This window comes from Mycolicibacterium hodleri (genome assembly GCF_025822245.1).
Lineage (GTDB): Bacteria > Actinomycetota > Actinomycetes > Mycobacteriales > Mycobacteriaceae > Mycobacterium > Mycobacterium hodleri.
Genome location: NZ_JACKTL010000017.1, coordinates 95,483 through 121,443 on the forward strand (window position 1 = coordinate 95,483; position 25,961 = coordinate 121,443).

The 25,961-nt window shown below is 66.6% G+C and carries 23 protein-coding genes; 9 read left to right on the forward strand and 14 right to left on the reverse strand.

The genetic code is table 11. The features are described 5' to 3' along the window. Window positions 1-3 precede the first annotated feature (3 nt). The 3 genes from hemC to H7J06_RS04445 all read right to left on the reverse strand — a co-directional run bounded on the left by hemC (window position 4) and on the right by H7J06_RS04445 (window position 2,697). Window positions 4-963 (reverse strand): hydroxymethylbilane synthase, encoded by a 960-nt coding sequence (hemC, locus tag H7J06_RS04435; protein ID WP_275078953.1) that lies wholly within the window; start codon window positions 961-963, stop codon window positions 4-6. Window positions 964-967: 4 nt separating this feature from the next. Then, window positions 968-2,338, reverse strand: coding sequence for a glutamyl-tRNA reductase (locus tag H7J06_RS04440; RefSeq protein ID WP_264037367.1), 1,371 nt, complete (start codon window positions 2,336-2,338; stop codon window positions 968-970). Between the two features lie 119 nt (window positions 2,339-2,457). Further along, the gene (locus H7J06_RS04445) at window positions 2,458-2,697 is read right to left on the reverse strand and encodes a glutaredoxin family protein (RefSeq protein ID WP_264037563.1); all 240 of its coding nucleotides are present in this window, start codon (window positions 2,695-2,697) and stop codon (window positions 2,458-2,460) included. A 69-nt stretch (window positions 2,698-2,766) separates the two neighbouring features. Here H7J06_RS04445 and H7J06_RS04450 point away from each other — a divergent pair, with 69 nt between their 5' ends. Together H7J06_RS04450 and H7J06_RS04455 are read left to right on the forward strand one after the other, a co-directional pair. After that, the gene (locus H7J06_RS04450; protein ID WP_264037369.1) at window positions 2,767-3,654 is read left to right on the forward strand and encodes an HAD family hydrolase; all 888 of its coding nucleotides are present in this window, start codon (window positions 2,767-2,769) and stop codon (window positions 3,652-3,654) included. 63 nt (window positions 3,655-3,717) lie between these two features. Beyond that, window positions 3,718-4,257 carry an FAS1-like dehydratase domain-containing protein gene (locus H7J06_RS04455; protein WP_264037564.1) on the forward strand — a complete coding sequence of 180 codons (540 nt, stop codon included), beginning with the start codon at window positions 3,718-3,720 and terminating at the stop codon, window positions 4,255-4,257. 6 nt (window positions 4,258-4,263) lie between these two features. On the opposite strand, the gene H7J06_RS04460 is transcribed toward H7J06_RS04455, so the two are convergent. The 9 genes from H7J06_RS04460 to H7J06_RS04500 all read right to left on the reverse strand — a co-directional run bounded on the left by H7J06_RS04460 (window position 4,264) and on the right by H7J06_RS04500 (window position 11,919). Then, window positions 4,264-5,328, reverse strand: a complete 1,065-nt coding sequence (locus H7J06_RS04460; RefSeq protein ID WP_264037371.1) for a lysophospholipid acyltransferase family protein — start codon at window positions 5,326-5,328, stop codon at window positions 4,264-4,266. Between the two features lie 33 nt (window positions 5,329-5,361). Further along, window positions 5,362-6,435, reverse strand: a complete 1,074-nt coding sequence (locus H7J06_RS04465) for an SDR family oxidoreductase (RefSeq protein WP_264037373.1) — start codon at window positions 6,433-6,435, stop codon at window positions 5,362-5,364. A 30-nt stretch (window positions 6,436-6,465) separates the two neighbouring features. Beyond that, window positions 6,466-6,567 (reverse strand): 30S ribosomal protein bS22, encoded by a 102-nt coding sequence (locus H7J06_RS04470; protein ID WP_003402602.1) that lies wholly within the window; start codon window positions 6,565-6,567, stop codon window positions 6,466-6,468. A gap of 146 nt (window positions 6,568-6,713) precedes the next feature. Continuing rightward, on the reverse strand, window positions 6,714-6,971 hold the full coding sequence (locus H7J06_RS04475; RefSeq protein WP_149477769.1) for a helix-turn-helix domain-containing protein: 258 nt from the start codon (window positions 6,969-6,971) through the stop codon (window positions 6,714-6,716). Window positions 6,972-7,109: 138 nt separating this feature from the next. Next, the gene (gene proC, locus H7J06_RS04480; RefSeq protein ID WP_264037375.1) at window positions 7,110-7,982 is read right to left on the reverse strand and encodes a pyrroline-5-carboxylate reductase; all 873 of its coding nucleotides are present in this window, start codon (window positions 7,980-7,982) and stop codon (window positions 7,110-7,112) included. A gap of 119 nt (window positions 7,983-8,101) precedes the next feature. Next, window positions 8,102-8,965, reverse strand: a complete 864-nt coding sequence (locus H7J06_RS04485; protein WP_372515232.1) for a thioesterase family protein — start codon at window positions 8,963-8,965, stop codon at window positions 8,102-8,104. A gap of 14 nt (window positions 8,966-8,979) precedes the next feature. Then, window positions 8,980-9,825 (reverse strand): sugar phosphate isomerase/epimerase family protein, encoded by an 846-nt coding sequence (locus H7J06_RS04490; RefSeq protein ID WP_264037377.1) that lies wholly within the window; start codon window positions 9,823-9,825, stop codon window positions 8,980-8,982. Between the two features lie 19 nt (window positions 9,826-9,844). Beyond that, on the reverse strand, window positions 9,845-10,936 hold the full coding sequence (locus tag H7J06_RS04495) for an Rv0497 family membrane protein (RefSeq protein WP_264037379.1): 1,092 nt from the start codon (window positions 10,934-10,936) through the stop codon (window positions 9,845-9,847). Next, window positions 10,933-11,919 carry a Ppx/GppA family phosphatase gene (locus tag H7J06_RS04500; protein ID WP_264037381.1) on the reverse strand — a complete coding sequence of 329 codons (987 nt, stop codon included), beginning with the start codon at window positions 11,917-11,919 and terminating at the stop codon, window positions 10,933-10,935. Before H7J06_RS04500 ends, H7J06_RS04495 begins: the two co-directional genes overlap by 4 nt. 34 nt (window positions 11,920-11,953) lie before the next feature. Here H7J06_RS04500 and H7J06_RS04505 point away from each other — a divergent pair, with 34 nt between their 5' ends. From H7J06_RS04505 to H7J06_RS04515, 3 genes are all read left to right on the forward strand, one after another. Further along, window positions 11,954-12,742: a DUF3109 family protein gene (locus H7J06_RS04505; RefSeq protein ID WP_264037383.1), complete on the forward strand. Its 789-nt coding sequence runs from the start codon at window positions 11,954-11,956 to the stop codon at window positions 12,740-12,742. Between the two features lie 477 nt (window positions 12,743-13,219). Next, on the forward strand, window positions 13,220-14,800 hold the full coding sequence (locus tag H7J06_RS04510) for a sugar transferase (protein WP_264037385.1): 1,581 nt from the start codon (window positions 13,220-13,222) through the stop codon (window positions 14,798-14,800). Window positions 14,801-15,206: 406 nt separating this feature from the next. Further along, the gene (locus tag H7J06_RS04515; protein ID WP_264037386.1) at window positions 15,207-16,988 is read left to right on the forward strand and encodes a serine aminopeptidase domain-containing protein; all 1,782 of its coding nucleotides are present in this window, start codon (window positions 15,207-15,209) and stop codon (window positions 16,986-16,988) included. Window positions 16,989-17,039: 51 nt separating this feature from the next. On the opposite strand, the gene efeO is transcribed toward H7J06_RS04515, so the two are convergent. Together efeO and H7J06_RS04525 are read right to left on the reverse strand one after the other, a co-directional pair. Then, complete coding sequence (efeO, locus tag H7J06_RS04520) at window positions 17,040-18,146, reverse strand: iron uptake system protein EfeO (protein ID WP_264037388.1); 1,107 nt, start codon at window positions 18,144-18,146, stop codon at window positions 17,040-17,042. A gap of 142 nt (window positions 18,147-18,288) precedes the next feature. Continuing rightward, window positions 18,289-19,548, reverse strand: a complete 1,260-nt coding sequence (locus H7J06_RS04525; RefSeq protein WP_264037390.1) for a glycosyltransferase family 4 protein — start codon at window positions 19,546-19,548, stop codon at window positions 18,289-18,291. A gap of 228 nt (window positions 19,549-19,776) precedes the next feature. On the opposite strand from H7J06_RS04525, the gene H7J06_RS04530 reads away from it, so the two are divergent. The 4 genes from H7J06_RS04530 to H7J06_RS04545 are packed head-to-tail and all read left to right on the forward strand — an operon-like array spanning window position 19,777 to window position 25,955. Next, window positions 19,777-21,969, forward strand: coding sequence for an oligosaccharide flippase family protein (locus H7J06_RS04530; RefSeq protein WP_264037392.1), 2,193 nt, complete (start codon window positions 19,777-19,779; stop codon window positions 21,967-21,969). Continuing rightward, a complete protein-coding gene (locus H7J06_RS04535) occupies window positions 21,966-23,819 on the forward strand; it encodes an O-antigen ligase family protein (RefSeq protein ID WP_264037394.1) in 1,854 nt (617 codons plus the stop codon). Before H7J06_RS04530 ends, H7J06_RS04535 begins: the two co-directional genes overlap by 4 nt. Next, window positions 23,816-25,012 carry a glycosyltransferase family 4 protein gene (locus tag H7J06_RS04540; protein WP_264037396.1) on the forward strand — a complete coding sequence of 399 codons (1,197 nt, stop codon included), beginning with the start codon at window positions 23,816-23,818 and terminating at the stop codon, window positions 25,010-25,012. The genes H7J06_RS04535 and H7J06_RS04540 overlap by 4 nt, the downstream gene beginning before the upstream one ends. A 1-nt stretch (window position 25,013) precedes the next feature. Then, complete coding sequence (locus H7J06_RS04545) at window positions 25,014-25,955, forward strand: hypothetical protein (RefSeq protein WP_264037398.1); 942 nt, start codon at window positions 25,014-25,016, stop codon at window positions 25,953-25,955. Window positions 25,956-25,961: the final 6 nt, after the last annotated feature.

A 25,961-nucleotide genomic window follows, 5' to 3' on the forward strand; every position in this document is an offset into this window, starting at 1 on the left:
CCTTCACTCCCGCTCTGTCGTCCGCTGATCCAACAACTCCCGTGCTCCCAGCTCGAACAGCTCCGCGGCGACCGAGAGACCAAGCTCTGCGGCCCGTTCGGGGCTCCCGATTCCGGACGCCCGGATCACGTCGGATCCGTCCAGCGTCGCCACGCAGCCGCGCAACGACAGCTCGTCGAAGACGTTGCCTTCCTCGTCGATGGACTCGACCACTTCCGCGATCGCACCCACCGGCGCTGAACACCCCGCCTCGAGCTCGGCGAGCAGGACTCGCTCCGCGGTGACTGCGACGCGCGTGTCGGCGTGATCCATCTCCGCCAGCAGCGCAACGAGCTCCGAGTCGCCCGCGCGGCACTCCACCGCGAGCGCACCTTGGGCCGGCGCTGGCAACATCTGCACCGGCTCCAGAGTCTCGGTGACGTCGCCTTGCCGTCCGATGCGGACCAACCCCGCCCGGGCGACGACGACGCCGTCGAAATCACCGTTGCTTACCCTGTTCAACCTGGTGTCTAGGTTGCCTCTTAGGGGGCGAATTTCCAAACCGAGACCCAGTGCTCTAAGCTGCGCCGTCCGCCGCGGGCTCGACGTGCCGATCACCGAGCCGGCTGGCAACTCCCCCAGCACCAGTCCGTCACGGGCCACCAGGGCGTCCCTGGCGTCCTCGCGTGGCGGGATGGCCGCGATCACGAATCGGTCGTCGGCGGCGGTCGGCAAATCCTTGTAGGAGTGCACCGCCACGTCGACGCTGCCGTCGGCGATGGCATCGCGCAGCGCCGCGGTGAACACCCCGATCCCGATGTCGGCAATGGGACCGCTGGACCGGTCACCGGCGGTGGAGACGATGACGAGTTCGGCGGCGTGCCCCTTGGCGATCAGAGCATCTCTGACGAGGCCGGCCTGGGTGGTAGCCAGAAGGCTGCCCCTGGTGCCGATCCGGATGGCCGTATCGCGCGAAAATGACAAGTGTCTACTCAGCCTGACCAAGGTCGAACCGGGCATCGCCGGGGATCAATTCCGTTGCCATGAGCGGCAATTCGCCGCCAGACACCGCGTCGACGGCCTGCGGGTCCAGTTCGAACAGCTCGCGCAGCGCCTCGGCGTAACTGTCGCCACCCGGCGCGCTGGCCAGTTGCTTGACTCGGACGGTCGGGGCGTGCAGGAGCTTGTCGACGACCCGGCGCACCGTCCGCGCCACCTCGTCGCGGTGGGCGGCCTCGAGGCCCGGAAGCCGGTTGTCCAACCGCAGCAACTCGGCCTCGACGACGTCGGCGGCCCGCTGACGCAGGGCCGTCACGGTGGGCGTCACCTCCGCCATCCGTTGCCCGGCAAGATAGTTGGCAACCTCTGCGGCAACGATCGCGCGCGCATCCTCGGCGTCCGACGCAGCGGCGCGGGCGGCCGGCTCGCGCTGGATGCGCTCCATGTCGACGACGTAGACGCCGGGCAGGCCGGCAATGGCCGCGTCGACGTCGCGGGGCATGCCCAGATCGCACACCACCAACTGCTTGGGTTCCTGGCCGTGCGCGAGCCCGCGGTGCACGTCGGCGAGCGAGACCACGGGGCGCACGGCCCCGGTACACGACACCACCACGTCGGCGTCGGCGAGCACCGCCGGGATGTGGTCGAACGGGAAGGCGTGTGCGTCGACGCCCTGCGCCCGTAGGTTCTCGACGAGCCGCTCGGCCCGCGGCAGCGAGCGGTTCACCACGTGCACCCGGCCGATGCCGGCCCGCACCAGGTGGGCGGCCGCCAGCGACCCCATGGACCCGGCACCGATCACCGCGGCCGACCGACCGGCGAGACCGTCCAACTTCCGGTCGGCCATGCCCAACGCCACCGACACCACCGAGGCGCCCGCCGCGTCGATACCGGTCTCGGAATGCACGCGCTTGCCGACCTGCAGCGCGCGTTGCGCCAGCTCGTGCAGGGTGCGACCGACGGTCTGGTGGGCTTCGGCCGAGGCGTACGAGCGGCGCACCTGGCCCAGCACCTGCTGCTCGCCGATCACCGCGGAGTCCAACCCGCTGGTCACCGCGAACAGGTGCTCGACGGCGGCTTCGGCGTACCGGACGTAGGCGTGCTTGGTCAGGTCGCCCAGCGACAAGCCGGAGTGTTCGGACAGCACCTGCCCGATGACGGAGAGCCCGCCGTGGAACGCCTCCACGACCGCGTAGATCTCGACGCGGTTGCAGGTGGAGAGGACCATCGCCTCGGTGACGAGCGGCGACCGGAGCACTTCGTCGACGATCTTGGCCTGATCGGACTCGTCGGTGCTGAGACGCTCCAGGACCGACACCGGGGCACTGCGATGCGAAACCCCGAACAGAAGAACGCTCATGGCCTCGTCACCGTGCTACTTTCCCGTCGCTACGCCGCCCCGGATGACATCGAAGATAGTCGGCCATCTGTCCGCCGACCAAATTCGAGGTGAGGGTCACGTGCACGAATCCCCGGTAGCTAGGCCGTACTCCCGAGATCGGCGCACAGCCGTGCTTCGTCGACCTCCCAATAGCCGTGTTGCACTCCGTCGAGCAGCACGACGGGCAGCAGATCGCCGTACTCGGCCCGTAGCGACGGATCGCCAGCGGCGGCCGCCGCGTCGACGTCGGTACTCGAGAACTCGAAGTCCAGCTCCTCGGCCAGGCCGACGAGAATCGCCGCCGCCTTCTCGCACAGGCTGCACCCGGCGCGGGTCATCAGCTCCACGGTGTGTCTGCTCGCAACGTGCTCCACGGGACCGAGTATCCCGTGCCCTAGTGTTGAAGCGTGTCCGAGTCAGGGGCTGAGGCCGACCAGGGGGCCGGCGCGCAGGCTGGCGACGAAGCCGACGCCGTCGACTACATCGTGGCCGACGAGGCATCCGCCACCGAACCGCCGCCGCCCGATCTGACGGCCGCGGCCTTCTTCGACGTCGACAACACCTTGGTTCAGGGCTCGTCACTGGTGCACTTCGCGCGCGGGCTGGCGGCGCGCAAGTACTTCACCTACGGCGACCTCGCCCGATTCGGCTACGCGCAGGCCAAGTTTCAGCTGACCGGCAAGGAGAACAGCGACGACGTCGCGGCCGGCCGCAGCAAGGCGCTCGCCTTCATCGAGGGCCGGCCGACCTCCGAGCTGACCGAGGTCGGCGAGGAGATCTACGACGAGATCATCGCCGACAAGATCTGGCAGGGCACGCGGGCACTGGCCGAGATGCACCTGGACGCCGGTCAGCAGGTGTGGCTGGTCACCGCGACGCCGTACGAGCTGGCCGCCACCATCGCCCGCAAGCTGGGGTTGACCGGCGCGCTGGGCACCGTCGCCGAATCGGTCGACGGCGTGTTCACCGGGCGGCTCGTCGGGGAGATCCTGCACGGGGCAGGCAAGGCGCACGCGGTGCGTTCCCTCGCCATTCGCGAGGGACTCAACCTGCGCCGCTGCACCGCCTACTCCGACAGCATCAACGACGTCCCGATGCTGTCGCTGGTCGGCACGGCGGTCGCCATCAACCCCGACGCCGCCCTGCGAGACGTGGCCCGCAAGCGGGGCTGGGAGATTCGCGACTTCCGCACCGCCCGCAAGGCGGCTCGCATCGGCGTTCCGTCGGCGCTGGCCCTCGGCGCGGCCGGTGGCGCGCTGGCGGCCGTCGTGTCCCGTCGCGGGAATGGCGGCTGACAGTCCGCTGATAGGCTCGGCGCCGCAATGACCGCCGGACCAAGCGGAGAGCCGAACCACACCATGAGCATCGCCCAAGACATCATCGGGACCCACTTCCGGTACCCCGACTACTTCTTGGTGGACCGCGAGAAGGTACGGGAGTTCGCCCGCTCGGTGAAGGACGACCACCCGGCCCACTACGACGAGGACGCCGCCGCGGAGTGCGGCCAGGCGGCGCTGATCGCGTCGCTCACCTTCGTCGCCGTGGCGGGACGCCGGGTGCAGGACGAGATCTTCAACCAGTTCGACGTGCCGATCAACATGGAGCGCGTGCTGCACCGCGACCAAAAGCTGATCTTCCACCGCCCGATCGTGGTCGGGGACAAGCTGTGGTTCGACTCGTACCTGGACTCGGTCATCGAGTCGCACGGCGCCATCATCACCGAAGTCCGCGGCGAGGTGACCGACGACGACGGCACCCCGATCCTGACCAGCATCGTGACCTTGTTCGGCGAGTCGACCAACACCGACGAGCACGACGAGGTGACCGCCCAGATCGCCGCCGGACGCGACGCCGCGATGAAGCGGATGATTGCCGGGCAAACCTCGGCCGGCGCCTGACGCCCCTCAGCCGAGGAAGGGATTCCTCCGGTTGGCCAGCAGCTGGTACAGCGTCTGCTGAATGGTCTCGCGCACCTGGTCGGTGAGCTCGAAGGTGATCATCGGATCGTCGGCCGCCGACTCGTCGTACCCCTCGGTCGAGATGGGCTCGCCGAACTGGATGTGCCACTTCGACGGCAGCGGGACCAGGCCGAGCGGTCCGGCCAGCGGGAACAGCGGCGTGACCGGGAAGTAGGGCAGGCCAAGCAGCCGGGCCAGGAGCTTGACGTCGGCGAGCATCGGATAGATCTCCTCGGACCCGACGATCGAGCACGGCACGATCGGCGCGCGGGCGTGCAACGCGGCGGCGACGAACCCGCCGCGTCCGAAGCGCTGCAGCTTGTAGCGGTCTCGGAAGTTCTTGCCCAGCCCCTTGTATCCCTCGGGGAACACCGCGGTCAGCTCGCCGGCGGCCAGGAGCCGGTGGGCGTCGGCCGTGCACGCCATCGTGTGGCCCGCCTTGCGTGCCGCCTGCCCCATCACGGGCATGTCGAAGACCATGTCGGCGGCCAGCAGCCGCAGATCCCGGTTGTGGGGATGGTTGTCGTGCACGGCGACCGAGGCCATCAGCCCGTCCATCGGTAGCACGCCCGCGTGGTTGGCGACGATGAGGGCCGCGCCGGTGTCCGGCAGGTTCTCGATGCCGCTGACCTCGACCCGGAACCAGTTGCGAAACAGCCCCCGCAGCAAAGGAAGGAAGATAGCTTCGTTGAGGTGCTTGTCGAAGCCGAATTCGTCGACCGTGTAGTCGCCGGACATCCGCTTGCGGACGAACTCGGCGACCGCGGCGATGCGCAGGCTCAGCTCGTTGGGACCCTCGTCGACGCCCGCCGCGCCATTGGCGACGTCGCGGTGATCGTCGATCTCGCGGACCACGGCCGCAATCTGCTCGGCCGACGCCCGCGTACCCGGATCGTCGAGCAGCGACGGGTGTCTGCGAGCCCCCTCGCGCGCCGCGGCTCGTCGCTGCGCTGACGCACGCGACGAATTCGAGTGCAGTGGAATGACTTTCGCCTTTGACTCTCCAGCCATGCCGTTACCTCCCCCACGCCTCGAAGTACAAGACTAACGCCGCAGTCGCTGTGCTGCCGAAATGGCCCGATTCTCGATTGAGCGTACCCATCGCGGATCGAGGATCGGCTGCAAACCTCGGCCACGCACGTAATCGTCGAAAGCCTCCGCCGTGGTCCACTTCGGGTTGTAACCTAGGTCCTTGCGCATTCGCGCGGTGTCCATCACCCGGCCGTAGCTCACGTAGTTCAGCTGCTCGCGGTCGAGTTCGGTGTACCGGGTCGCCCGCCTCAGCGAATCAACGGCAGAAAGCGCCGATCTCGGCACCGGCAGGGGGACCCGCCCCGATCGCCGGATCGCCTGCGACATCATGATGATGCCCGCGGCACCGACGTTGAACGTGCCCGACCGGCTCGAGATCGTCGCCCGCTCGAGCACGCCGAGCGCGTCCTGCTCGTGCAGGAGCTGCAGCCGGGCGTCGTAGCCGAGCACCGACGGGACCACCGGACCTGCGAGGAAGCGCGACAGCGCGGTGTCCATCGCGGGGCCGATCATGTTGGCCAGCCGCAGAATGGTGACCGAGAGATCTGGGCGCCGACGGGCCAGGCCACGGGCGTAGCCCTCGATGTCGATGCTGTCCTTGGCGAAGCCCTCGCCGGGAGGCCGACGCGAACTGCCGTCCTCGGTGAACATGACCGGGTCCCGCGGACTCGACCCGTACACCTCGGAGGTGGACTTGAGGATGACCCGTTGCACCGAGGGAGCCTTCTGGCAGGCAGCGAACAACTGCATCGCGCCCATCACGTTGAGCTCCTTGAGCGCCGCCCGGCCGCCCGCCCGGGGTGCGTACGACGCCGCCGCAGCATGTACGACGGTGTCGACGTCCCCGTTGCGAATCACCTTGGCGATGAACGGATTTCGGATGTCGGCACGTACGAATTCGGCTCGCCCCATCCGTCGGAGCAAGTCCTTGCTCGGCGAGACGGCGTCGACCGCGATGACGCGGTCGATCGCCGGATTCTGCGCCAGCCTGGCCGTCAGGTACCCGCCGAGAAACCGGCAGGCCCCGGTGACCAGGACGACCTTCGGATGCGACACGGCATCCGTCGTGTCACCCGTCGGATCCATCCGCCCACACTAACGGTGAAGCCTGAGTGGCTACTTACCGAGTTTTCTGCGCTGCACCCGGGTGCGACGAAGCAACTTGCGGTGCTTCTTCTTCGACATGCGCTTGCGCCGCTTCTTGATGACTGAACCCATGAACTCCGCTACCTAAGACATCTCCCGACATTTGTGCCAGGAGAACCGACTCGTCACCTTACCCGGGATGTTCGGGCGGACGAAAACGGCCGTGTTGAACCCGGGTCGCCACGCTGACGACCCGGTGGGCCGAACCTGCCACCGACCTAGCCTGCGTCGAAGTACGACGTCTCCAGGAGGTCGTGGACGGCCTTGGCGTGTACCCGGAAGGACCGACCGACGCGCACCGCGGGCAATTCGCCGTTGTGCACGAGCCGGTAGACCGTCATCTTGCTGACCCTCATCAGACTGGCCACCTCGGCAACGGTGAGGAATTGCTGCCGTGCGGGCTCGCCGCCGGAGCCATCGCGCGCCGATTTACCACTAGCGGAATCACGTGCCGATGGCCCGTTCATAGACGTCATCGCAACCCAATCAATCAGGCACGCCTTGTCCAACGGCTTCCCCACCGCTGGCGCAGGAGCGCGCATACCTCAGGGAGAATAGCGTGGCCACTGGGGTTATTGCGACGGGTGTGGGTTAATCCGTTCAGATTGGGTGAACTACTCTGGTGTAATTCCTAGCTGCTCAGAGCGGGTTTTTGCCGCCGCGACGGCCTCGGCTACCGCCGCCCGCAGGCCCCCACGCTCCAATTCCCGCAGACCAGCGGCGGTGGTGCCACCCGGGGACGTCACGGTGGCACGCAGCTGAGCCGGGCTGGTGTCCATCGCGGTGCCCATGGCGCCGTCACCCGACGGGTTGGCCCGGTCGAGGCTCTCCAGCAACATCGCCGCCGAGCCGGCCATCGTCTGCACCGCCAAATCGGTCGCCACGGCCCTCGGCAGGCCCTGGGCGACGCCGGCGTCGACGAGCGCCTCGACCATCAGGAAGAAGTACGCCGGACCCGAGCCCGAGACCGCGGTGACCGCGTCGAGCTGAGATTCGGGCACCGTCAAGACACCGCCGACGGCGTCGAAGATCGCCGAGACCTCCTTGAGTTGCTCGGCGGTCGCGAACCGGCCGGGGGCCAGCGCGCTGACGCCCCCGCCGACGACGACGGGGGCGTTGGGCATCACCCGGATGACGGGCGAACCGGCCGGCAGATTGGCTTCGTAGAAGGCCGTGCTGACGCCGGCGGCCACGGTGACGAACACCTGCTCGGCACTGTTGTTCTCGGCCCGTGCCGCGGCCTCGGCGATGTCCCCGATGACCAGCTCGACGTCCGACGGCTTCACCGCCACGATGACGTAGCCCGCGTTCTCGGCGGCGTCGGCCACCGTCGTCACCAAGACCGAATAGGTCTCGGAGAGATACTTGGCCCGGTCGCGGTGTCGCTCCGCGACGACCATGTCCTTGGACTGCCTGCCCGAGCGCAGCAGCCCGGAAAGCAGTGCCTCGCCGATACTTCCGCCGCCGATGATCGCAATTCTCGCCACGTCGGCAAGCATTGCACGCTCGGGGACGGCACCTGCGACGGTGGTGCCTCGCCGAAAGTGCGGTCGTTCGCACCCCTACTCGCGGGATGGGTACGTCAACCGTGCACTCGGCGCGCGGGTCACTGCGCCGGCGGCACCAGCGCGAGCTGTCGCGACTGCACGATGATGCGCCCCTCGCAGTCGACGACCACGTGGTCTTCGTCGAACCACTCCCGACCGATCTGCATCGTCGTGCACATGACCCGCAACCAGCCGTCGGCGGGCATGCCACGCAGATAGGCGGTGAGTTGAACCGTTGGCGCCCAACCCGATCGGTTCACCCCCAGCGTGACCGGAGCCGAGACGTCGCCGCACAGCAACGCGAACAACACGTCCGGCGAACCCTCCTTGGGCCGCACCCAGTACTCGATCACCGGAGGCCCGCCGTCGGCCCGCGGCTCCATCGTGGTCAGCGACGGTCTGATGTCGCAGCCGTGGGCCAGATGCACGACGTCGGCCATCGGATGCCCGGGCCCGATCGGCTCGAGTCCCGGCGGCGGCTCCGGCGTCATCAGCGGCACCACCGGGTTGACCGACAGCAGCGGCGGAGCGTGGTGCTCGGGTTCGGCCAGGGTCATCACCGCGCGAAGGGCGGTCCGGTCGCCCTGGTTGAGCTCGACGTCGACCACGCTCACCCGCCGCCCCCGCTTGCGGATGGTGGTGACCACGTGCACCGGGCCCGGGTCCGGCGCCCAGAGGAAGCTGCCCGACACCGCGATCGGCTCGACGCCCTCCTGCGCGGACCCACTTCCCCGGTCGCTGCGCTCCTGCCCTCCGAACGCCGTCCGGGCCGCATTCGCGCACAGCGCCAGCATCGCCCCGCCGTGCACCTTGGGGCCGATGGTCCAGTGCTCGTTCAGCTCGCCGTCGAACGCGTCGACGTCGCCGTCTGACGAGACGTGCCTGAGCTTCATCGCGTCGACGAACGACGTTGACCCATCCACGACGCTTCCAGCTCCTAACGCAACAGGTGAATTCGGGCGAACTCGAGTGACTCGGTCAGCAACTGTTCGCGCTCGGCCGCCGTTCGCGCGCCCGAGGTCGTGACTTCGAGGATGACGTGCCCGGCGAAGTTGCCCGCGGCCAGCATCTGGCAGATCTCGACGGTGGGCTGCGTGCCACGCCCCGGCACCAGGTGCTCGTCGGTCGACGCGCCACTGCCGTCGCAGAGGTGCAGGTGCACCAACCCGTCGCCCATGCGGCCCGCCATCTCCACGGCGTCCGTGCCCGCGGTCGCCGAGTGGGACAGGTCCAGTGTGTAGTGGGCGTGGTTGCCGTCCAGCGGGTCGTAGGACGGCGCGAACGCCGACACCGCTATGCCCGGGCTACCGCCGCGCTTGCGCATCCGGGAGATCGACGGCTGGCCGGTGCCGAAGATGCGGTCGGCGCGGAACGGGAACATGTTCTCCACCGCGACCAGCACGTCACTGGACTGCTCGAGGGAGGCCACCTGGTCGGTGAACCCCTCTGCGTAGCGCCGCTGCCACCGGAACGGTGGATGGACCACGACGGTTTGCGCGCCGAGTTCTTCTGCCGCGCGGACGCTGCGGTCGAGCTTGGAGATGGGATCGGCGCCCCACACCCGCTGCGAGATCAGCAGGCACGGCGCGTGCAGGCTCAGCACCGGGACGCCGTAGCTCTCCGACATCCGCTTGATCGCCGCGACGTCCTGGCTGACCGATTCGGCCCACACCATCAATTCGACGCCGTCGTAGCCGAGGCGAGCGGCGTACTCGAAGGCCGCCTCGGTCCTCAACGGATACACCGAGGCAGTCGAAAGACCGACCTTGATTGCGGGGCGCACTAGCCGACAGTGTGACGCGTCAGTGCGACTGCAGGAGTGCCAGGGGTCCCAGCGTGACGAGGGCACCGACCGCCACGGCGATCAAGGTGCTGCCGATGTCCTCGGTCTTGCGCACGACCCGCACGCCGACGACAAGGCCGAGGATCACGAGGACGGACAACACCAGCGCCACGATGGTGTTCCACCGCCACAACTGGTCGAACGCGATGAACAGGCCGGCGCCGAAGGCGACCGCGAGGATGCACTGCACCACCACCCACACGCCCCTGACGAAGGCGGAGCCCTCGTCCCGGGGGCGCTCCTCAGGCGCCTCGGTGACCGTCTCCGTGGGGGTCGCGTCGTCGTCACCGAGGTCGATGTCCTCGGGCCCCGGCGTGCGCCCGCGGCGGGCCAGGTCGTCGGCCACGGACTGGCCGCCGAACAGCGTGTCGGTGTTGGACCGCAGATACGACGGCGTCTCCTGACGCAGTTCGTCCTCGTCATCGTCGTCGGACGTGTGCTTGTCGAGGACCTCGCCGAAGTCGACGTCGGGCCCCAGGTCGAGCATCTCGTCGTCGTCGTCGACGACGGGATCGGGGCTCATCTGCTCGGCGCCGCCCTGCGCGGCGAACGCACCGGTGGTCGACGCCTGCGGGCGACGGGGGGCCGGCGCGAAGAAGTCGACGGGGTCGGGGTCGACGTCACGCTGGTCGAGGTGGGCCTGGTAGTCCAGTTCGGCCTCGGTGAGCTCCGGCTCGGGCTCCGGTTCGAGTTCGGGCTCCGCTTCGGGTTGCGGTTCTGCCTCGACGTCGGCTCGCTCGACGTCGGCTTCCGCCTCGACCGGCTCCGGCTCGGCGACTGGTTCGGGTTCGACCTCGGCGCGTGGCTCGGGCGGTTCGACTGGTTTGGCCGGTGCGGCGGGTTCGGAGACCGGCTCCCGGAAGACGGGCATCGACCCGGTGTTGACGATCGGGATCTCACCGGTGAGCTCGGCGACGGTCACCGCGTCACTGTTGCCGCGGCGGCGCCGGCGTCGGCCGCCGGCCGGTGGCGCACCGATCGTGCCGTTCTTCGCCAGCAGCTCCGCGACCGAGATGGGTCTCGTGGAGGTGGCGTCGTCTGAATCAGTCATCGTCTCGCGCCTCTGGCTCTGGCCAAGCCCGCCGAGGTACCGAACAGGGCGGTCCCGTCGGCTTCACTGTCGAGTTTCCGCAAGATCAACCCTTCTCGCAACGCCCAGGGGCAAATGTCCACGGTATCGATCGCAAGGGCCTTCATACTCGCTTCAGCTACCAACGCTCCCGCCACGATTTGTGGCGCGCGCTCGGCGCTCACCCCTTCCAACTCCGCTCGATCGGCCGTCGTCATCCTAGAGATGAATGCTATGAGCTGACGAAGGCCCGATGCTGTCAGTGTCCTCTTTACCCGCGGTCCAGCACCGGAAGGCGCCGCACCGGTGAGTCGCGCCAACGATCTGAAGGTCTTGGACGTCGCGACGGTCAGGTCGGGCGCACCCGCGTCGAGCACCCGGGCGCCGGCTTCGGCCATCTCCGTGGCCAGCCAGTCCCGCAGCATCGCGACCCGACGGCGACCTGGCGGGTCGTCCTGGAGCCACTCCCTGGTCAGTCGGCCGGCGCCGAGCGGCAGCGACAGCGCCACCTCGGGCTCTTCGTCGACGCCACTGGACAGTTCGAGCGACCCGCCGCCGATGTCGATGTTGATGATGCGGCCGGGACTCCAGCCATACCACCGGCGGACGGCGAGGAACGTCAGTCGGGACTCGTCGACCCCCGAGAGGACCTTGAGCGCCACCCCGGTCTCCGAAAGCACCCGCGCCAGCACGTCTTCGGAGTTCGTCGCGTCGCGCACCGCGGACGTCGCGAACGCCATCAGCTCGACGCACCCGGAACTCGCGGCGATCTTGGCGAACTCGTCGATGGTGTCGACGAGTTTGTCGGCGCCCTTTCTGGTCAGCTTTCCGGAGCCGTCGATGGCCTCGGCGAGGCGCAACGAGGCCTTCGTGGAGCTCATCGGCGTCGGGTGTCCACCTCGCCGGGCGTCGACGACGAGCAGATGAACCGTGTTGCTACCCACGTCGAGCACGCCCAATCGCACGAGACCCACGTTATCGGGTCTACCGTTGCGTTCCGTGAGCGGATCGCGCCCCGGTGCCAAGAACGGTGAGGTTGACTTGGACTTCGCCCGAGAATGGGTGGAGTTCTTCGACCCCGACAATCCCGAACATCTGATCGCCGCCGACATCACCTGGCTGTGTTCGCGGTGGACGTGCGTGTTCGGTACGCCCGCGTGCCAGGGCACGGTCGAGAACCGTCCCGACGACGGCTGTTGCAGCCACGGCGCCTTCATGTCCGACGACGACGACGTCGCCAAGCTCGACGACGCCGTCAAGCAGCTCACCGACGAGGACTGGCAGTTCCGCGACAAGGGTCTGGGCCGCAAGGGTTATCTCGAGATGGACGAATACGACGGCAAGGACAACCTCCGGACCCGGAAGTACAAGGGCGCCTGCATCTTTCTCAACCGACCCGGGTTCGCGGGCGGCATCGGCTGCGCGCTGCACACCAAGGCGCTCAAGCTCGGCGTGGAGCCCCTGACGATGAAGCCCGAGATCTGCTGGCAGCTGCCGATCCGGCGCAGCCAGGAGTGGGTGGAGCGGCCCGACGGCACCCAGGTGCTGCGCACGACCATCACCGAGTACGACCGTCGCGGCTGGGGCGAGGGCGGTGCCGACCTGCACTGGTATTGCACCGGCGATCCCAACGCCCACGTCGGGGCCCGCCAGGTGTGGCAGTCCTACGCCCCCGAACTGACCGAGTTGCTTGGTGCGAACGCCTACGCGGAACTCGCGGCACTGTGCAAGCGCCGCAGCAGCTTGGGGCTAATCGCCATTCACCCCGCTACGCGGGCCGCGAAGTAGCCGCGGTTTTGCTGCCCGCCTGCGTGCACCGCGCGCGACGGCCAGCCCCCTCTCACCGCTAACCGCTCGCCGCTAGCCGCATTCCGCCGGCCGCGTCGCGGACGTCGGCGCGTTCGATCAGCACCACCCCGCGAACAACCAGGAATCCGCCCACGTCGATCCGCGCCTGGGCAGCCCGAGCTCGTGCAAGCCCTTCCCCAGTAATGGCGTCCCGCGCCTGACGAAGTGGCGTCTACGCATGTCACGAAGCATTGCGCTGGACAGTCGGCGCGTTGTCGGCAAACCCCAGGATCGTGGGCGGTCCGCCATTGGATCGAACGGGAGACATACTTCTGGGATTAATTCGCTAGTTACCTGTCAGGTTAATTGTCGACCTCGTCTACCTACCCCACGTGATTCGCAGTTGCAGTAAGCCACCATCGCCACTAATCTGCAGAAGCCCAGCAAGGGTCGCCGGGCTTAAATCGAGGGGCCGCAATGTTCGCTGTAACAGATACTGCAGACGTAACTACGAGTAAATCTGCAGATATGGCGGTTCCTGAGCTTCGCCAAAATCTGATCTTGCCGACACTTTTGGCGCCGGAAGCACTCCCTGCGACAGTTCTCCCAAGTCGGTCCGCTCGCGAACGCCGTCATGCAAAGTACGCACGACGACTCATTTTCAGCGATGGGGTGATTATTTGCCTCAGCATCTTCTCAGCGCAGATTCTGCGCTTCTGGGACCAGCCCGTGCCCGTCTCCTCACCGTGGGCCTGGAGCGCCGGATTTGGCTACACCCTGGTGTCGTGCCTACTGGCAGTGCTGTGGATGGGATTCCTCTCCCTGGGGAGCCGATCAGCCAAGGTGGCCGGCCGAGGCCTCGAGGAATACGCGGTGCTGGTTGCCGCCACGCTGCAGCTCTTCGGACTGGCTGCGATCGCGTCGATGCTCCTTCACGTCGACGTGTCTCGCGGCTACCTGGCGATCGCCCTTCCCCTCGGCCTCACCGGATTGGTGGTGAACCGCTGGGGTTGGCGTCACTACACCGCTCGTATCCGCCGCCGAGGCATGGATCAAGACCGACTGCTGATCGTCGGTACCGCCGTTTCAGCACACGATGTCGCCACCGAATTCGCCAAGGATCCATGGGCGGGCTACCAGATCGTGGGGATTTGCACGCCTGAAGGCCCTACGGAGGCTGACGCCTCCATTTCCGTTGGCGGCCAACCGATTCCCGTGGTCGGCATGTCACAGGCCATCCTCGACGCCGTGCAGCGCACCGGGGTTCATACCGTCGCCCTGGCCGCGACGCACGGTCTACGTCCAGTCGACGTCCGCCGATTGATGTGGGAGCTCGACGCCTTGCAGGTCGACCTCATGCTCGCACCCGGCATGATCGACATCGCCGACCGAAGACTGCACAGCCGACCCGTTGCCGGGATGGCCATGTTCGAAATCGTCAAGCCGCAGTACTCTCGGGCGAATTCGCTTATCAAGCGCAGCTTCGACATCGTCTTCGCGTTGGTGGCGTTGCTGCTCGTGTCGCCCGTGATGGTTGCGACGGCGCTCGCCGTGCGGCTCACGAGCCGCGGGCCGACGTTCTACCGGTCCGAGCGAATCGGCATGGACGGCGCTCCGTTTCGGATGACCAAGTTCCGTAGCATGTTCGTCGACGCCGAGTCTCGCATGCCTGCGCTCATCGCCGCCAACGGCGGCAACGCGCTCTTCTTCAAGATGAAGGACGACCCGCGGGTCACCCGTGTCGGAAGACTCATCCGCAAGTTCAGCATCGACGAGCTCCCTCAATTCTTCGACGTATTGCGTGGCACGATGAGCGTCGTCGGACCGCGGCCTCAGGTGCGTCGTGAAGTCGACTCCTACGACGACCTCGTCTCTCGGCGTTTGACGGTCAAGCCGGGTCTTACGGGGTTGTGGCAAATCAGCGGTCGATCCGACCTCGCGGTAGAGGACGCCATCCGGCTGGACCTGACCTACGTGGAGAACTGGTCGCTCTACCGGGACCTGATCATCATCGTCAAGACCGTTCGCACCGTCCTCCTCGGCAGCGGCGCATACTGATCGACCCCCCTGGGGCGGAGGGGGCCGGGCCGCGTCCAGCCAACTCGAGCGTGCTGCGTCGAGCGGCTCTACGAATCGTCAACCACAACCGGTCGGCCAAAGAGGTTGCCCTTGACCAGTTTTCGCCGCGGACACCGAATCGGTGCTCGTGGTTGCGCCGGTCGACGCCGAATCGCACCACCACTCGCGCAACTCTGGCAAACCGCCGACACGATTGGCCACGTCACCCCGTTGGCGCCAACTCGAGCCACGGGGCGTGGCGTAATCCCATGATCATCAGCTCATTCGAGCAGACTTGGCCATCGAATTTCCCGCAAGACCGAGACAAACATGCGTCTCTGTGCGAATCTAGCAACTGCTAGGATCGGACTCAACGACGAGAAGAGAGATGGCGGGCGGCAGTGAGATGAGGCAAGAACATGGCCTGCAGGGCACTCCAACGTGGTTCGGCCCCACGTCCGCACCACTGTTCGGCGTCGTCCACGTACCCGTCGGGGGTGTCGCCCGCGGCGGCGTAGTCATCTGCCCGCCGCTGGGGCGTGAGCACCTCGACACCTACCGGGGACTCAAACTCCTCGCTCAACGAATGTGCGGAGCCGGATTCGCCGTTCTGCGTTTCGACTATCGGGGCACCGGCGACTCGTCGGGCGAGCAGATCGTGGACGACGCCGTCGACGATTATCTCGACAGCGTCGGGGCGGCAGCGGACTATCTGCGCGACTCCGGCGTCGAGAACCTGACGCTGGTCGGACTGCGAATTGGATCGCTCATCGCCGCAACGGCGGCAACGATGCTCGACGGCGTTTCCGGCCTGGTCCTGTGGGATCCCGTCACCGACGGACGCATGTTCATGCGTGAGCAGCGGGTCCTCTACAAGATGACGGCGGGAGGGGACGAACCGGTCTCGGGCACCGAGCCGATCCTTGGCATCACGTTCTCCAGCACTGCCGCAAAGAGATTCGCCTCTTTGAAGATGCCGGCCCCGATCCACGAACCGGCGAGGTCCCTGTTGCTGGTTCGGCCCGAGCGAGCTGACGATCCACGGTTGCACGACTGGACTGAAGCGCAGAACTGCACGCTGGCGGACGTTTCCGGGCAACCGGATTTCGTCGAAGCGGCAAGTACCGCGGTCGTCAAGATTCCGATGGAGGCCGTGGACGGCATCACGAACTGGCTGGATCGAGGGCTGCCGTCTGAGACGCGCCCCTTCACGCCGGCCCTTCGGAGCGACTCGGTGATCGAAGAGCGGCCAGACGGCCACAGGGTAGTCGAGACGCTGGAGGAGCTCGGCCCACATCGACTATTCGCAATCCGTACCACCGCCACCGGCGTCACGCCAGGCGGTCCAACGTTGTTGTTGCACAACACCGCCTGCGAGCACCGAGTCGGCTCCGGGAGGATTTGGCCGGACACGGCGCGGGAGTTGGCCGCGTTGGGGATGACGGTCGTCCGTTACGACCGGCGTGGGATCGGCGACACCGGTCTCGCGACCGGAGAGTATGCGTGGATTCACTCCGACGTCGCCAATGCCGACGTCGTCGACGCCACCACCGCGATGAACGTGGCGCCCGACAAATTGATGATGTCCGGTATCTGTTCCGGCGCGTGGAATTCGGCGTATGCCGCCCTCGATCACGGCGCAAAGTCGATAATATTGGTCAACTTGTTGTTGTATTCGTTGCGTCGGGTAGACGGGGCACCGGAAAGGCTGATCAGGATCACACCGGGCGCGCCGGATACCGATCCAGTACCCGAAGGGCGAGCCAAACGGCTGATCAAACACATCGTGCGCACGCGTCTTCCCTACCGCGGTTGGCTTCTACTCGGCTGGCTCGGCTTCACCCAAGCGCCGGAAGTACTGCTGAAGGCGTTGGCGCGCAAGGGTGTTTCGACCGAATTGGTGCTGTCGCCGTCGGATCTCGAGTGGTACGAAGGACATCGAGGTCCGATCGGTATGGCACGACTGGCGCGACGAGGTTGGGCGCCAAAACTCGTAGCGGCACCGACCGGCGACCATGCGGCGCTGCAGCGCAATCTTCAACTCTTCGTCCGCAGATACTTGGTCGAGGCCGTGCAGCGGGAATTCGCGGGCGAGCTGTCTCCCACGATCGTCGTGCCCGAAAGCGCTGCTCGAACGCCACCGCGGCGCCGGTCCACGGTTGCCACCGCGTCCGCATCACTCCGCTAGCTACCGGCTCCGCGCACTCACCGCGGCGCGACGGGGTCGGGATCGGGGTTCCTAGGCTGCGATGGTGGCTTGCACTCGCTCAACCACCGCGGCCAGAGCCTGCACTGCCTGAGCGATTTCTTGGCGTTCGGGTGCGGCGACCTTGTCGTAGAAGACGAATCCATCGCCGTCACGGTGCTTGGACAGCACCTCGTCGACCGCCGCGAACTGCGCGTCGACCTCGGAGCCCAGGTCGGGGCTGAGCTCGTCGAGTATCGGCCGCACCGAAGCGACCGCTGCCTGCGCACCATCCACGCTCGACTGAAAGTTCCACAGATCCGTATGGCTGAACTCTTCATCGGCCCCACTGGTCGCGTTGGCCGAAACGTATTCGAGAAGGGCTTGCGCGCCGCCGGCGATGCGGGTCGGATCAACCGTCCACGTCGGCGCCTTCACCTCCGCGTCTAGCTGTTCGACGTCGGCGAGCAACTGATCGGCGATCGCATTGGTGTCGGGTTGCAGACCGGAGGCCCACAGGTCGCGCTCCAATCGGTGAAATCCGGACCATTGCTGGCCGACCCCGACGTCGGCCTGGTGCATACGGATGCGGGTGGCCAATTCTTCGTTGAACGCCGCCGCAGCCGGTCTGGTGCGTTGGTAGTAAGCCCGCGCGGTCGGATACACCGCCTCAGCGCCGACGACATCGCCCTTCTTGATGGCGCCGACGAAGGCTACGGTGGCCGCCACCAGCGCGCTGGTCTGAGCGCTCAAATAGCGCTGATAGCTCGCGGCTGCGTCCTTGAACCGAGCGTCGACCGTCATAGGCACGTCGTCACCGGTCACCGTGAACGAGCCGCGCAAACCGCCGCCGATCATTCCCGGCTTGCACGATGTGCGATAGGTCCCCGGGGTGCCGAGCTGCGCCACCAGTGTGCGCTGCAAGCCGGGAGCGATGTTCTCGACGGCGCCCACCACCCGGTCCCCCACGCCGAGGACGTAGAACGCGGTGGCCTTGGTTCCGGTGTTGGTGATGACGAAGGTGTTGGGACCGACGTGCCCATTGGTGTCGGACACCTCGCACGAGGTATCGGAGGCGTTGACGGCGATGCCGGTACTTGCATCACCCGACGGATCCGGCATCGGTACCACCGTGGTGGTGGCGCAGGCAGCGACGGCCATGCTCGTCAGAACACACGACATTGCCGCAACACGAGCCTTGGCTCGCGCACCGTTCTTCACTCAAAGAGCCTTTCAATCGTCGACTCCGCCCTAGAGCGCAGAGCGAGCGGAGAGAACACGGCAGCGCGCTACGACGTGTGAGTCACCCGAGGGCGAAGGCCGCGTCGTAGCAGGCGAAAACCGCCTCCCGCGAAAACGTGTCGGCGAAGTGAGCTCGAGCGCCCTCCGACACCGCGAGATTATATGCGGGATCCGTCAGTTCGATCATGGCTTCGGCGAACAGCGACGCGTCGTCGGCAACCAGCACGCCGCGTTCGGCACCCGCTGCGAACCCGTCTGCACCCACGCCGGTCGACACCACGGGCACGCCGCGTCCCAGCGCCTCGATGACCTTCAATTTGATGCCTGACCCGAATCGCAGGTGATTGACGAGTGCGGCCGCCGAGGACAACGACTCCGTGAGGTCCTTGACGTACCCCTCAATCGTGACCGACCCCTCGAAGCTGCGCGCCAACTGGGCAAGTCCTGGGCTGGCTCCCTTGCCGATGATGCGTAGCCTCGCACCGGGGGCGCGGAGGAGAACGCCCGGCCATACGTTCGTCAGGAACGACCGCACACCGTCGTCGTTGTGAGGCAGGGCCAGCAGACCGACGAACAAGAATTCGGGGGCGCCGCGATACTGCCTCTTGAGATATTCGGGGGGCGCGATCAGCGGAGGCACCGCCGCGACGTCCCCACGCGGCGCATTTGCCACCCGTCGAGTCAGGCGATCTGCCTCTCCCTGGTTGACCAGCAGACTGCGTCCAAATTGGCGGGCTGCCCGGTTCTCGCTTCGGCGGGCCAACTCGGATTCCAGCCGAAGGAGCGCCCGCTGCGGCCCCCTGCTGTCGGCGAGTGGACGCAGCGAGGTCGGCACGTGTTCGGCGAAATTGCCCAGTGGCCGCATCTCCACGTCCGGGTAACGATCCCCCGCTGCCAGCATCCCGAGATACCGCTCCGAGAACAGGTCGTCGAGGTAACAAATCTGATGGCCGGATCGGGCGGGATCGGCGTACTGCGCCATCCGAATGGTGTCGTAGATCTCGAGGCTTGGTCCGATGCGGTCCAACGCGTCGCGCACGGCACGATCCAACGGCCGCGACGACAAGAGCGATTCCTGCAGCGTTGCCCGTCCCGTCCCGGTCCGCGTCACGACCGCGCCGAGCGCAGCCCGCCGGCTTGGCTTCGGCAACGGGTGCATCTTCACGGGGAAGTTCGGCCGAGCCTGCCCACCGACGAGGAGGTAATGCACTTTGTCGGGGCCTCGACGGTCGACGAGATAGTCGAGGAAACCCGCGAGAACGACCTTCTTGCCAGCATCGGTGGGAAATGGGTCGACGGCGCTGAGCAGGGTTACGGGCACTTTTCTACCTCGGAGTTCCTCACTGTCGTGCCGTTTCAGCGCAGAGACAGTAAACGGTTGTCCACGTCGCAAACGCGACGCTCGTGGTGTCGCCGCTCAGCAAAAGGCCCACCTCGCGGTACGCCAGCAGACTTGCTGTGCAGCCCGGCAAGCTATGCTTGCTTTTGACCATCCTTACATGGATACGCAATACTGGCAAAGATTCGAGGGGTTGTTTCAGGTGCAGACGTGGTGACCTCGGCGCGACGCACGTGCGACGCCGCCGACATGGGCGATTCAGCCCTGACCGCGGCCGACGTGGCACCTGTCGTCAGCGAGAACGCACGTCCTGCTGCAAAGTCAGCAAATTTCGGCAAGCAATCGGCATGGAACTACGCGGTGTTCGCGGTCAGCAAGAGTTCGACGTTGCTGATGACGGTCGTGGTGGCGCGTCTGTTGGACCCGGCCGAATTCGGCATATTTGCCTTGGCTCTGCTTCTGGTGAACCTCTTCGATTACGTCAAGGATCTCGGTGTCGCGGCGGCGCTCGTTCAGAGCCCGCGACCCTGGAATCGCATTGCTCCGACCGGCTTGACGCTTTCCGTCGCATTCGGCGTGGCATTCGGCGTGTTACTGGCAATTGCCGCAGATTCGACCGCCGACTTACTGCATCACCCCGAGCTCGGCCCGCTCATCCGCGTACTGGCAATCGCGTTGACGATTTCCGCATTCAGCGTGGTGCCCCTGTCGCGGCTACGCCGCGATCTCAGCTTCCAGAGCCGGCTGCTGCCCGAGTTCTCTGGCGCGATCGTCAAGACCGCCCTCACCATCGGCTTGGCGGCCACCCACCACGGGGTGTGGAGTTTGGTGTACGGCCAGCTGGCTGGTGTCGTCGTGACGACCGTGCTGTATTGGCGCGCGGCTCCGGCTTCCGTACGGCCCCACTTCGACCGCGCCGAGGCGCGCGCGCTCTTGCGATTCGGCATTCCCGTCACCGGCGTCACCCTGCTGGCCTACGGAATCTACAACGTCGACTACCTTGCGGTCGGAACACGCCTTGGCACAACCGAACTCGGGTTGTACACCCTCGCATATCGCGTTCCCGAACTCGTCGTACTCAATCTCTGCACGGTGATCAGCGAAGTGCTGTTCAGCTCACTGTCCCGGCTGCAACACGACCGCAAGGCTCTGTCGGCGCACTACCGACAGACACTTGGCGTGGTGGTGGCTCTGACCGCACCCATCGGCATCGGGTTGGCTGCGATCGCCAAACCACTGCTGGAGACCATGTATGGCGCCCGATACGCGGCCGCCGGCGACATACTCGTCGTCCTGTCGGTGTACACGGTGGTGTACTCGGCGTCGTTCCATGCCGGGGACGTCCTCAAGGCGGTCGGCCGACCGGGTCTGCTCACGGCGATCAACGGGGCGAAACTCGTCGTCCTCGTCGGCCCCATCTGGTGGGCCGCCGGACACAGCGCGACGCTCGTCGCCGTCGCGCTGCTCGTGGTCGAGGTGCTTCACTTCGGCATCCGCATGACGTTGGTCCGCCGGGTGATCCCGCTTGGCTGGATGGAACTGTGTTCATTGATCGGGCGGCCGCTGGGCGCCGCAATACCAATGGGCCTGGCGCTGGTGGCGGTCGACACTCTGCTCACCCATGTGCCCAGCACGCTTCGTATTTGTGTGCTAGTACCGCTGGGCGGGCTCGTCTACGCGGTGGGCCTACACCTCACCGCTCCACACCTCACCCGCACGGCCGTCAGGTACGTGCACGCACGATCGATGAAGCCTGGAAGGATTGTGATGAACCGTACGCCGCGTCTTTGGCTGAGGCCCATTGTTGCGATTGCCGCAGTGATCGGAGTCTTGATTGGCGGTGCCGTCGGCATGCTCGTTCCGCTGACGACGCACTATCGAGCGACGGCGCAGGTGGCCATGGTCCCCGGTGCCAACCTGACCACCGCCGACGCGTCGGCGTACTGGGAAGTCTTGACCCAAGGTCAGGTATCCCACACCGCTGCAACGGTCTTCAGCGACCCGCGCTGGACGCCCAGCGCGGTGTCCGCGGCCGGGGTGGACGCGTCGGAGATTACGTTGACCGCAGGAGCGATCCCCAACACCACGATGGTGTCGATCACCGCGGACGGACCGTCGGCGCACGCCGTGCAGGCGGCGCTGTCCGATCTGTTGGACAAGGCGTTGCCGGAGGTGACGGCGGTATCCACACCGTTCACCGTCCGGATCGTGTCTCAACCCGTCAGCGTGACCGCCACCGCAGTGCCACGCCTTCAGATCGAACTTGCCGGCGCCCTCGGTGGTCTGGTGCTCGGCGCTGTCGTCGGGCTGGGCCTTGCGTGGTTGCGTGGAAGGACGACGCGCGGGGACAGCGGAGCAACCGACATGGCTCACCAGACTGACCACACCGCCGCAGCACCGTGACGGCGTCCAACCGATGGACCGCCGGCGTCCTGGTCTTCATGGTGGTCGCCGAAGTCGCCAACGTGTCCGAGGTCGCCACGACATACACGTCGGCACCGATCTTCAAGGGCAGCGTGCTGTTGGGCTTGGTGACGCTTGCCTTCGCACTGCGCGACCCGGCTGCCCGAGCGCGCCTGAATCGGTGGACGGTCATCGGCACGGGGCTGATCGCCGTGTACCTGGCCGGTCAAGTGATCGCCATGACGGGCAGCGTCGACCAGAGCCTCTCCGCCGACACGATGTGGCGATCGGTGGTCGACCTCGCCTTCCTTCTCGTCATCCTCATGCTCACCCAGGTGACCGACCGACCATGGATCGTCGCCGAGGCGATCGTCGCCACGCTGACCGTCCTGTCGTTGCTCACCTTGGTGAGCGTCATGTCCGGCGGCCAACAGTTCTTCGGGTTCGCGCAAATCTCCACGGCCGAAGGAGAACTGATCACGACGCAGCGATACGGCGGACCCTACGGCGACTCGAACTTCTGGGGACGGCTGCTGGTTCTAGGACTTCCGATGGCGTGGGCGCTGGCCCACCGGAGCCGACGAGCCGGGCGCACGCTGCGCGCGGCCGCGTGGCTGGCGGCGGGCGGCGCCTTGATGATTGGTGCCTATCTCACGCAATCACGCGGGACCATGCTGGCCGCCGCCGTGGCGGTCGTCGTGTGGTTCATTGCCTCCGGACGGCCGGCCCGGCTTGCGATCCTCCCGCCAGCACTGTTGATCAGCCTGGTCGTACCGGGGATCGGTGACCGACTCTTCGCGTTGGTCGACGACCTGTTTCGCGACCAGAAGAGCTACTCGGTCGATCCTTCCGTGCTCGGGCGAGAAGCGTCACAGGAAGTGGCCTGGGCGATGTTCCAACAGCGGCCGACGTTCGGCTTTGGCCCTGGAACCTTCGCGGACTTGGTGCCGTACTACACCGATCGCGTCTCCACCGTGGTCAACGAAGGACTCGTCGCACCGCACAACCTCTACGCACAATTGCTGGCGGAGAGTGGCTGGATCGGCCTGCTCACGTGGATCGTGATGCTTGGCGGCGTGCTCGCCATCGTGGTGTCGCGCATCGCCGTCGAGCCGAAGTCGACCGACCACGCCCTCGCGGCAGCCGTCCTGACCGCCATCGTCACATGGTCGGTCGCCAGCATCTTCCTTCACTTGGCATACTTTCGCTCGCTGGCCATCGTGCTGGCGTTGGCGTGCGCACTCGGACCCGCCGCGCGCGTGCCGTCGGCAGTGACGGCCCGACTTGTTCGGGTGACGGCGACGTGGGCCATGATCCTCGTCGTCGGCGCCGCAGCGGGTGCCGCCAGCTTGACGCTGATGAAGACCGCTGCCGTACAGGCCAGCCAGCGTGTCACACTGATCCCCGTCGGCCCACGCGACGGATGGGCCTCCTATGCGATGAACGTCCGAACCCGCGAGGGTTTCCTGCCCACCTTCGTCGAGGTGATGCGAAGCTCGGAGGCCCCCGCGACCATCACGGCTGATCCGATCCGCGGCATCGCCACCTTTTCAGTCGTCGCACCGGACGCCGCACAGGCGACACGCGGCCTGGCCAACTCGATGGCGGTGGCTCGCACCCGGGTGAACGACATCATCGGGCCGTTGCAGTACACCGTTCAGTCGGTTACCGCGGTCGACGTCGAGAACGTGTCGATCCGGTCGAAGTACGCACCCGTGATCGCCGCTGGGTGGGCAATGGGGACGATGCTGCTCGCGCGACTCGCCCTCGTGCTGTGGTCGCGCACGAGGAAGAAGCACGAGAAGTCGGCGCCCGAAGCACCTTCGGAACTCGTCGAGTCGGCGACATGACCGACGATCGAATGATTCTCGTCGAGTTCTCCCCGTCGGGAGGGCTCTTCCAGTTCGCGACGCAACTCGGCGGCGCCCTCACCGAACGCGGCGAGCACGTTGAGCTGTGGACGGGACCACGGCCCGAGATCGACTCGGCGGAGGCTGGTTTCACCGTTCGTTCGGTTCTGCCCACCTGGCACCCCAACGACACTGCCGATCTCGGGCATTCACTGGCCACCATGCGCCGTGCCGTGCGTGCCGGCCGTCTGGTGTTGGCGTGGCTGGTCTTGGCCTACCACTTGCGTCGGCAACCCCCCCGCGCCGTTCTGTACTCGCAGTGGCGGTTCACGTTCGAACCGTGGTTCGTGGTTCTCATCGGAAGATTGCTGCCGCACACCATCTTCGGCATCCTCGCTCACGAGCCCCTCCCTCGGTCCGATGCGAAGGACACCAGCACCCCCAAGGAGGGACGACTGCTGCGGGCCTCGTTCGCCGCAGCGTGGGGCGAGATGGACACGGCCTTCGTCCTGGGCCCGCAGACCAGGGAACTCGTCCTCGAGCACTGGCATCCACGATGTGACGTGCACGTCGTACCGCATGGCGATTCCGGCGCCCTGTGGCGTCGACGCGAACCGACGCCGGTCCAACGGACGGAGCCGGTCGCGTTGTTCTTCGGCACGTGGACGACGTACAAGGGCATCCACGTGCTGATCGACGCGTTCGGCTTGGTTCGCGCACGGATGCCGACGGCCCGACTGATCCTTGCCGGCGCGATCGGCGCCGACGTCGACGGCGACGAGTTGCTCCGACGGGCGGCCGAGACGGGCAACGTGGACGCCCGTCCCGGTTACTGCGACATCGAGGACGTGCCCGATCTCGTCGAGTCCGCCCGGGTCGTCGTCACCCCGTACGTTCGAGCCAGCCAGAGCGGGGTTGCCCACCTGGCATACACGTTCGGCAGGCCCGTGGTCGGCACGACGGTCGGCGACCTGGCGGAAACCATCGTCGACGGTGTCACCGGATTCCTGGTGCCGCCCGGCGACCCCGCGGCGCTAGCCGCGGCGATGCTCGAATTGCTGGACGACCCGGACCTCTCTTCCGCCTTCGGCCAAGCCGGACGAGTTGCGATAGAACGGTCCTGGGCGATCGCCGCGTCGACCATCAGTACTGCGGTAGAAGCTGCCGCCCGCCAACTGTCTTCGGAGGATTGACATGAAGTTCCGACTCCACCGATGGAGGATCGTCAGCGCGACGGTCGCCGTCGCCGCCGTGGCCACGTTGGGCGTGACGGGCTTTCCGTCACCGACAGCCGAGTTCGTGGAACCATTCGCCGAGCAGAGCCCGTTCCGCGCCGCGATCCCCGCCGACGCCGCCGTCGACCCGAACAGTGCGGCCATGATCGGCGCGGCGACGAGCGACGGCAACGTGCACGCAGGACTGTTGGAGTTCGGCATTCCGATCTTCTACGCGGACGCCCGCTCACCGCGCTACGACGTGCGCTGTCTGATTTCCCAGTGGGGCCCGTGCCCGTTCGACGGCCTGAAGATACCGATTCCGGATGACGCTCATCCCCACACGGGCAGCGACGGCGCGATGGTGGTGATAGATCCCGACACCCACACCAGCTACGAGTTTTGGCGCGCCCATAAGGAGAACGGGACCTGGACGACGCAATTCGCAGCGGTCAACGACCTGAACGGCAGCGGATGGGGCGGGGCGAGCACTGGCTCTGGCGCGTCACGGCTAGCTGGTGTGATCCGGATTGCCGAAGTCCAGCAGGGTCGGATTCCGCATGCCCTCGCGTTGCAAAGCAACAACGTCTGTGCGAAGACCTTCCGCTCCCCTGCGCTGAAGACGGATGGGCGTTCGACCCGACCCGACTGCCTTCCGGAAGGCGCGCGCCTGCAACTCGATCCCTCCCTCGACATCGACTCCTTGCATCTGACCCCCGCTGAGCATATGGTGGCGGCCGCGATGCAGACCTACGGCGGTTATGTCATCGACATGAGCGGGTCCCCGTTGAGCATGAGTTTCGAACTCGATCCCGAGGCCCACCCCGGCTACATCGGACCCACCTACGTCGACGCCGGCCTGCGGTGGGATTACGACGGAATGAGCGATATCCCTTGGCAGAGATTGCGAGTAGTTCGGTGAGGTCCC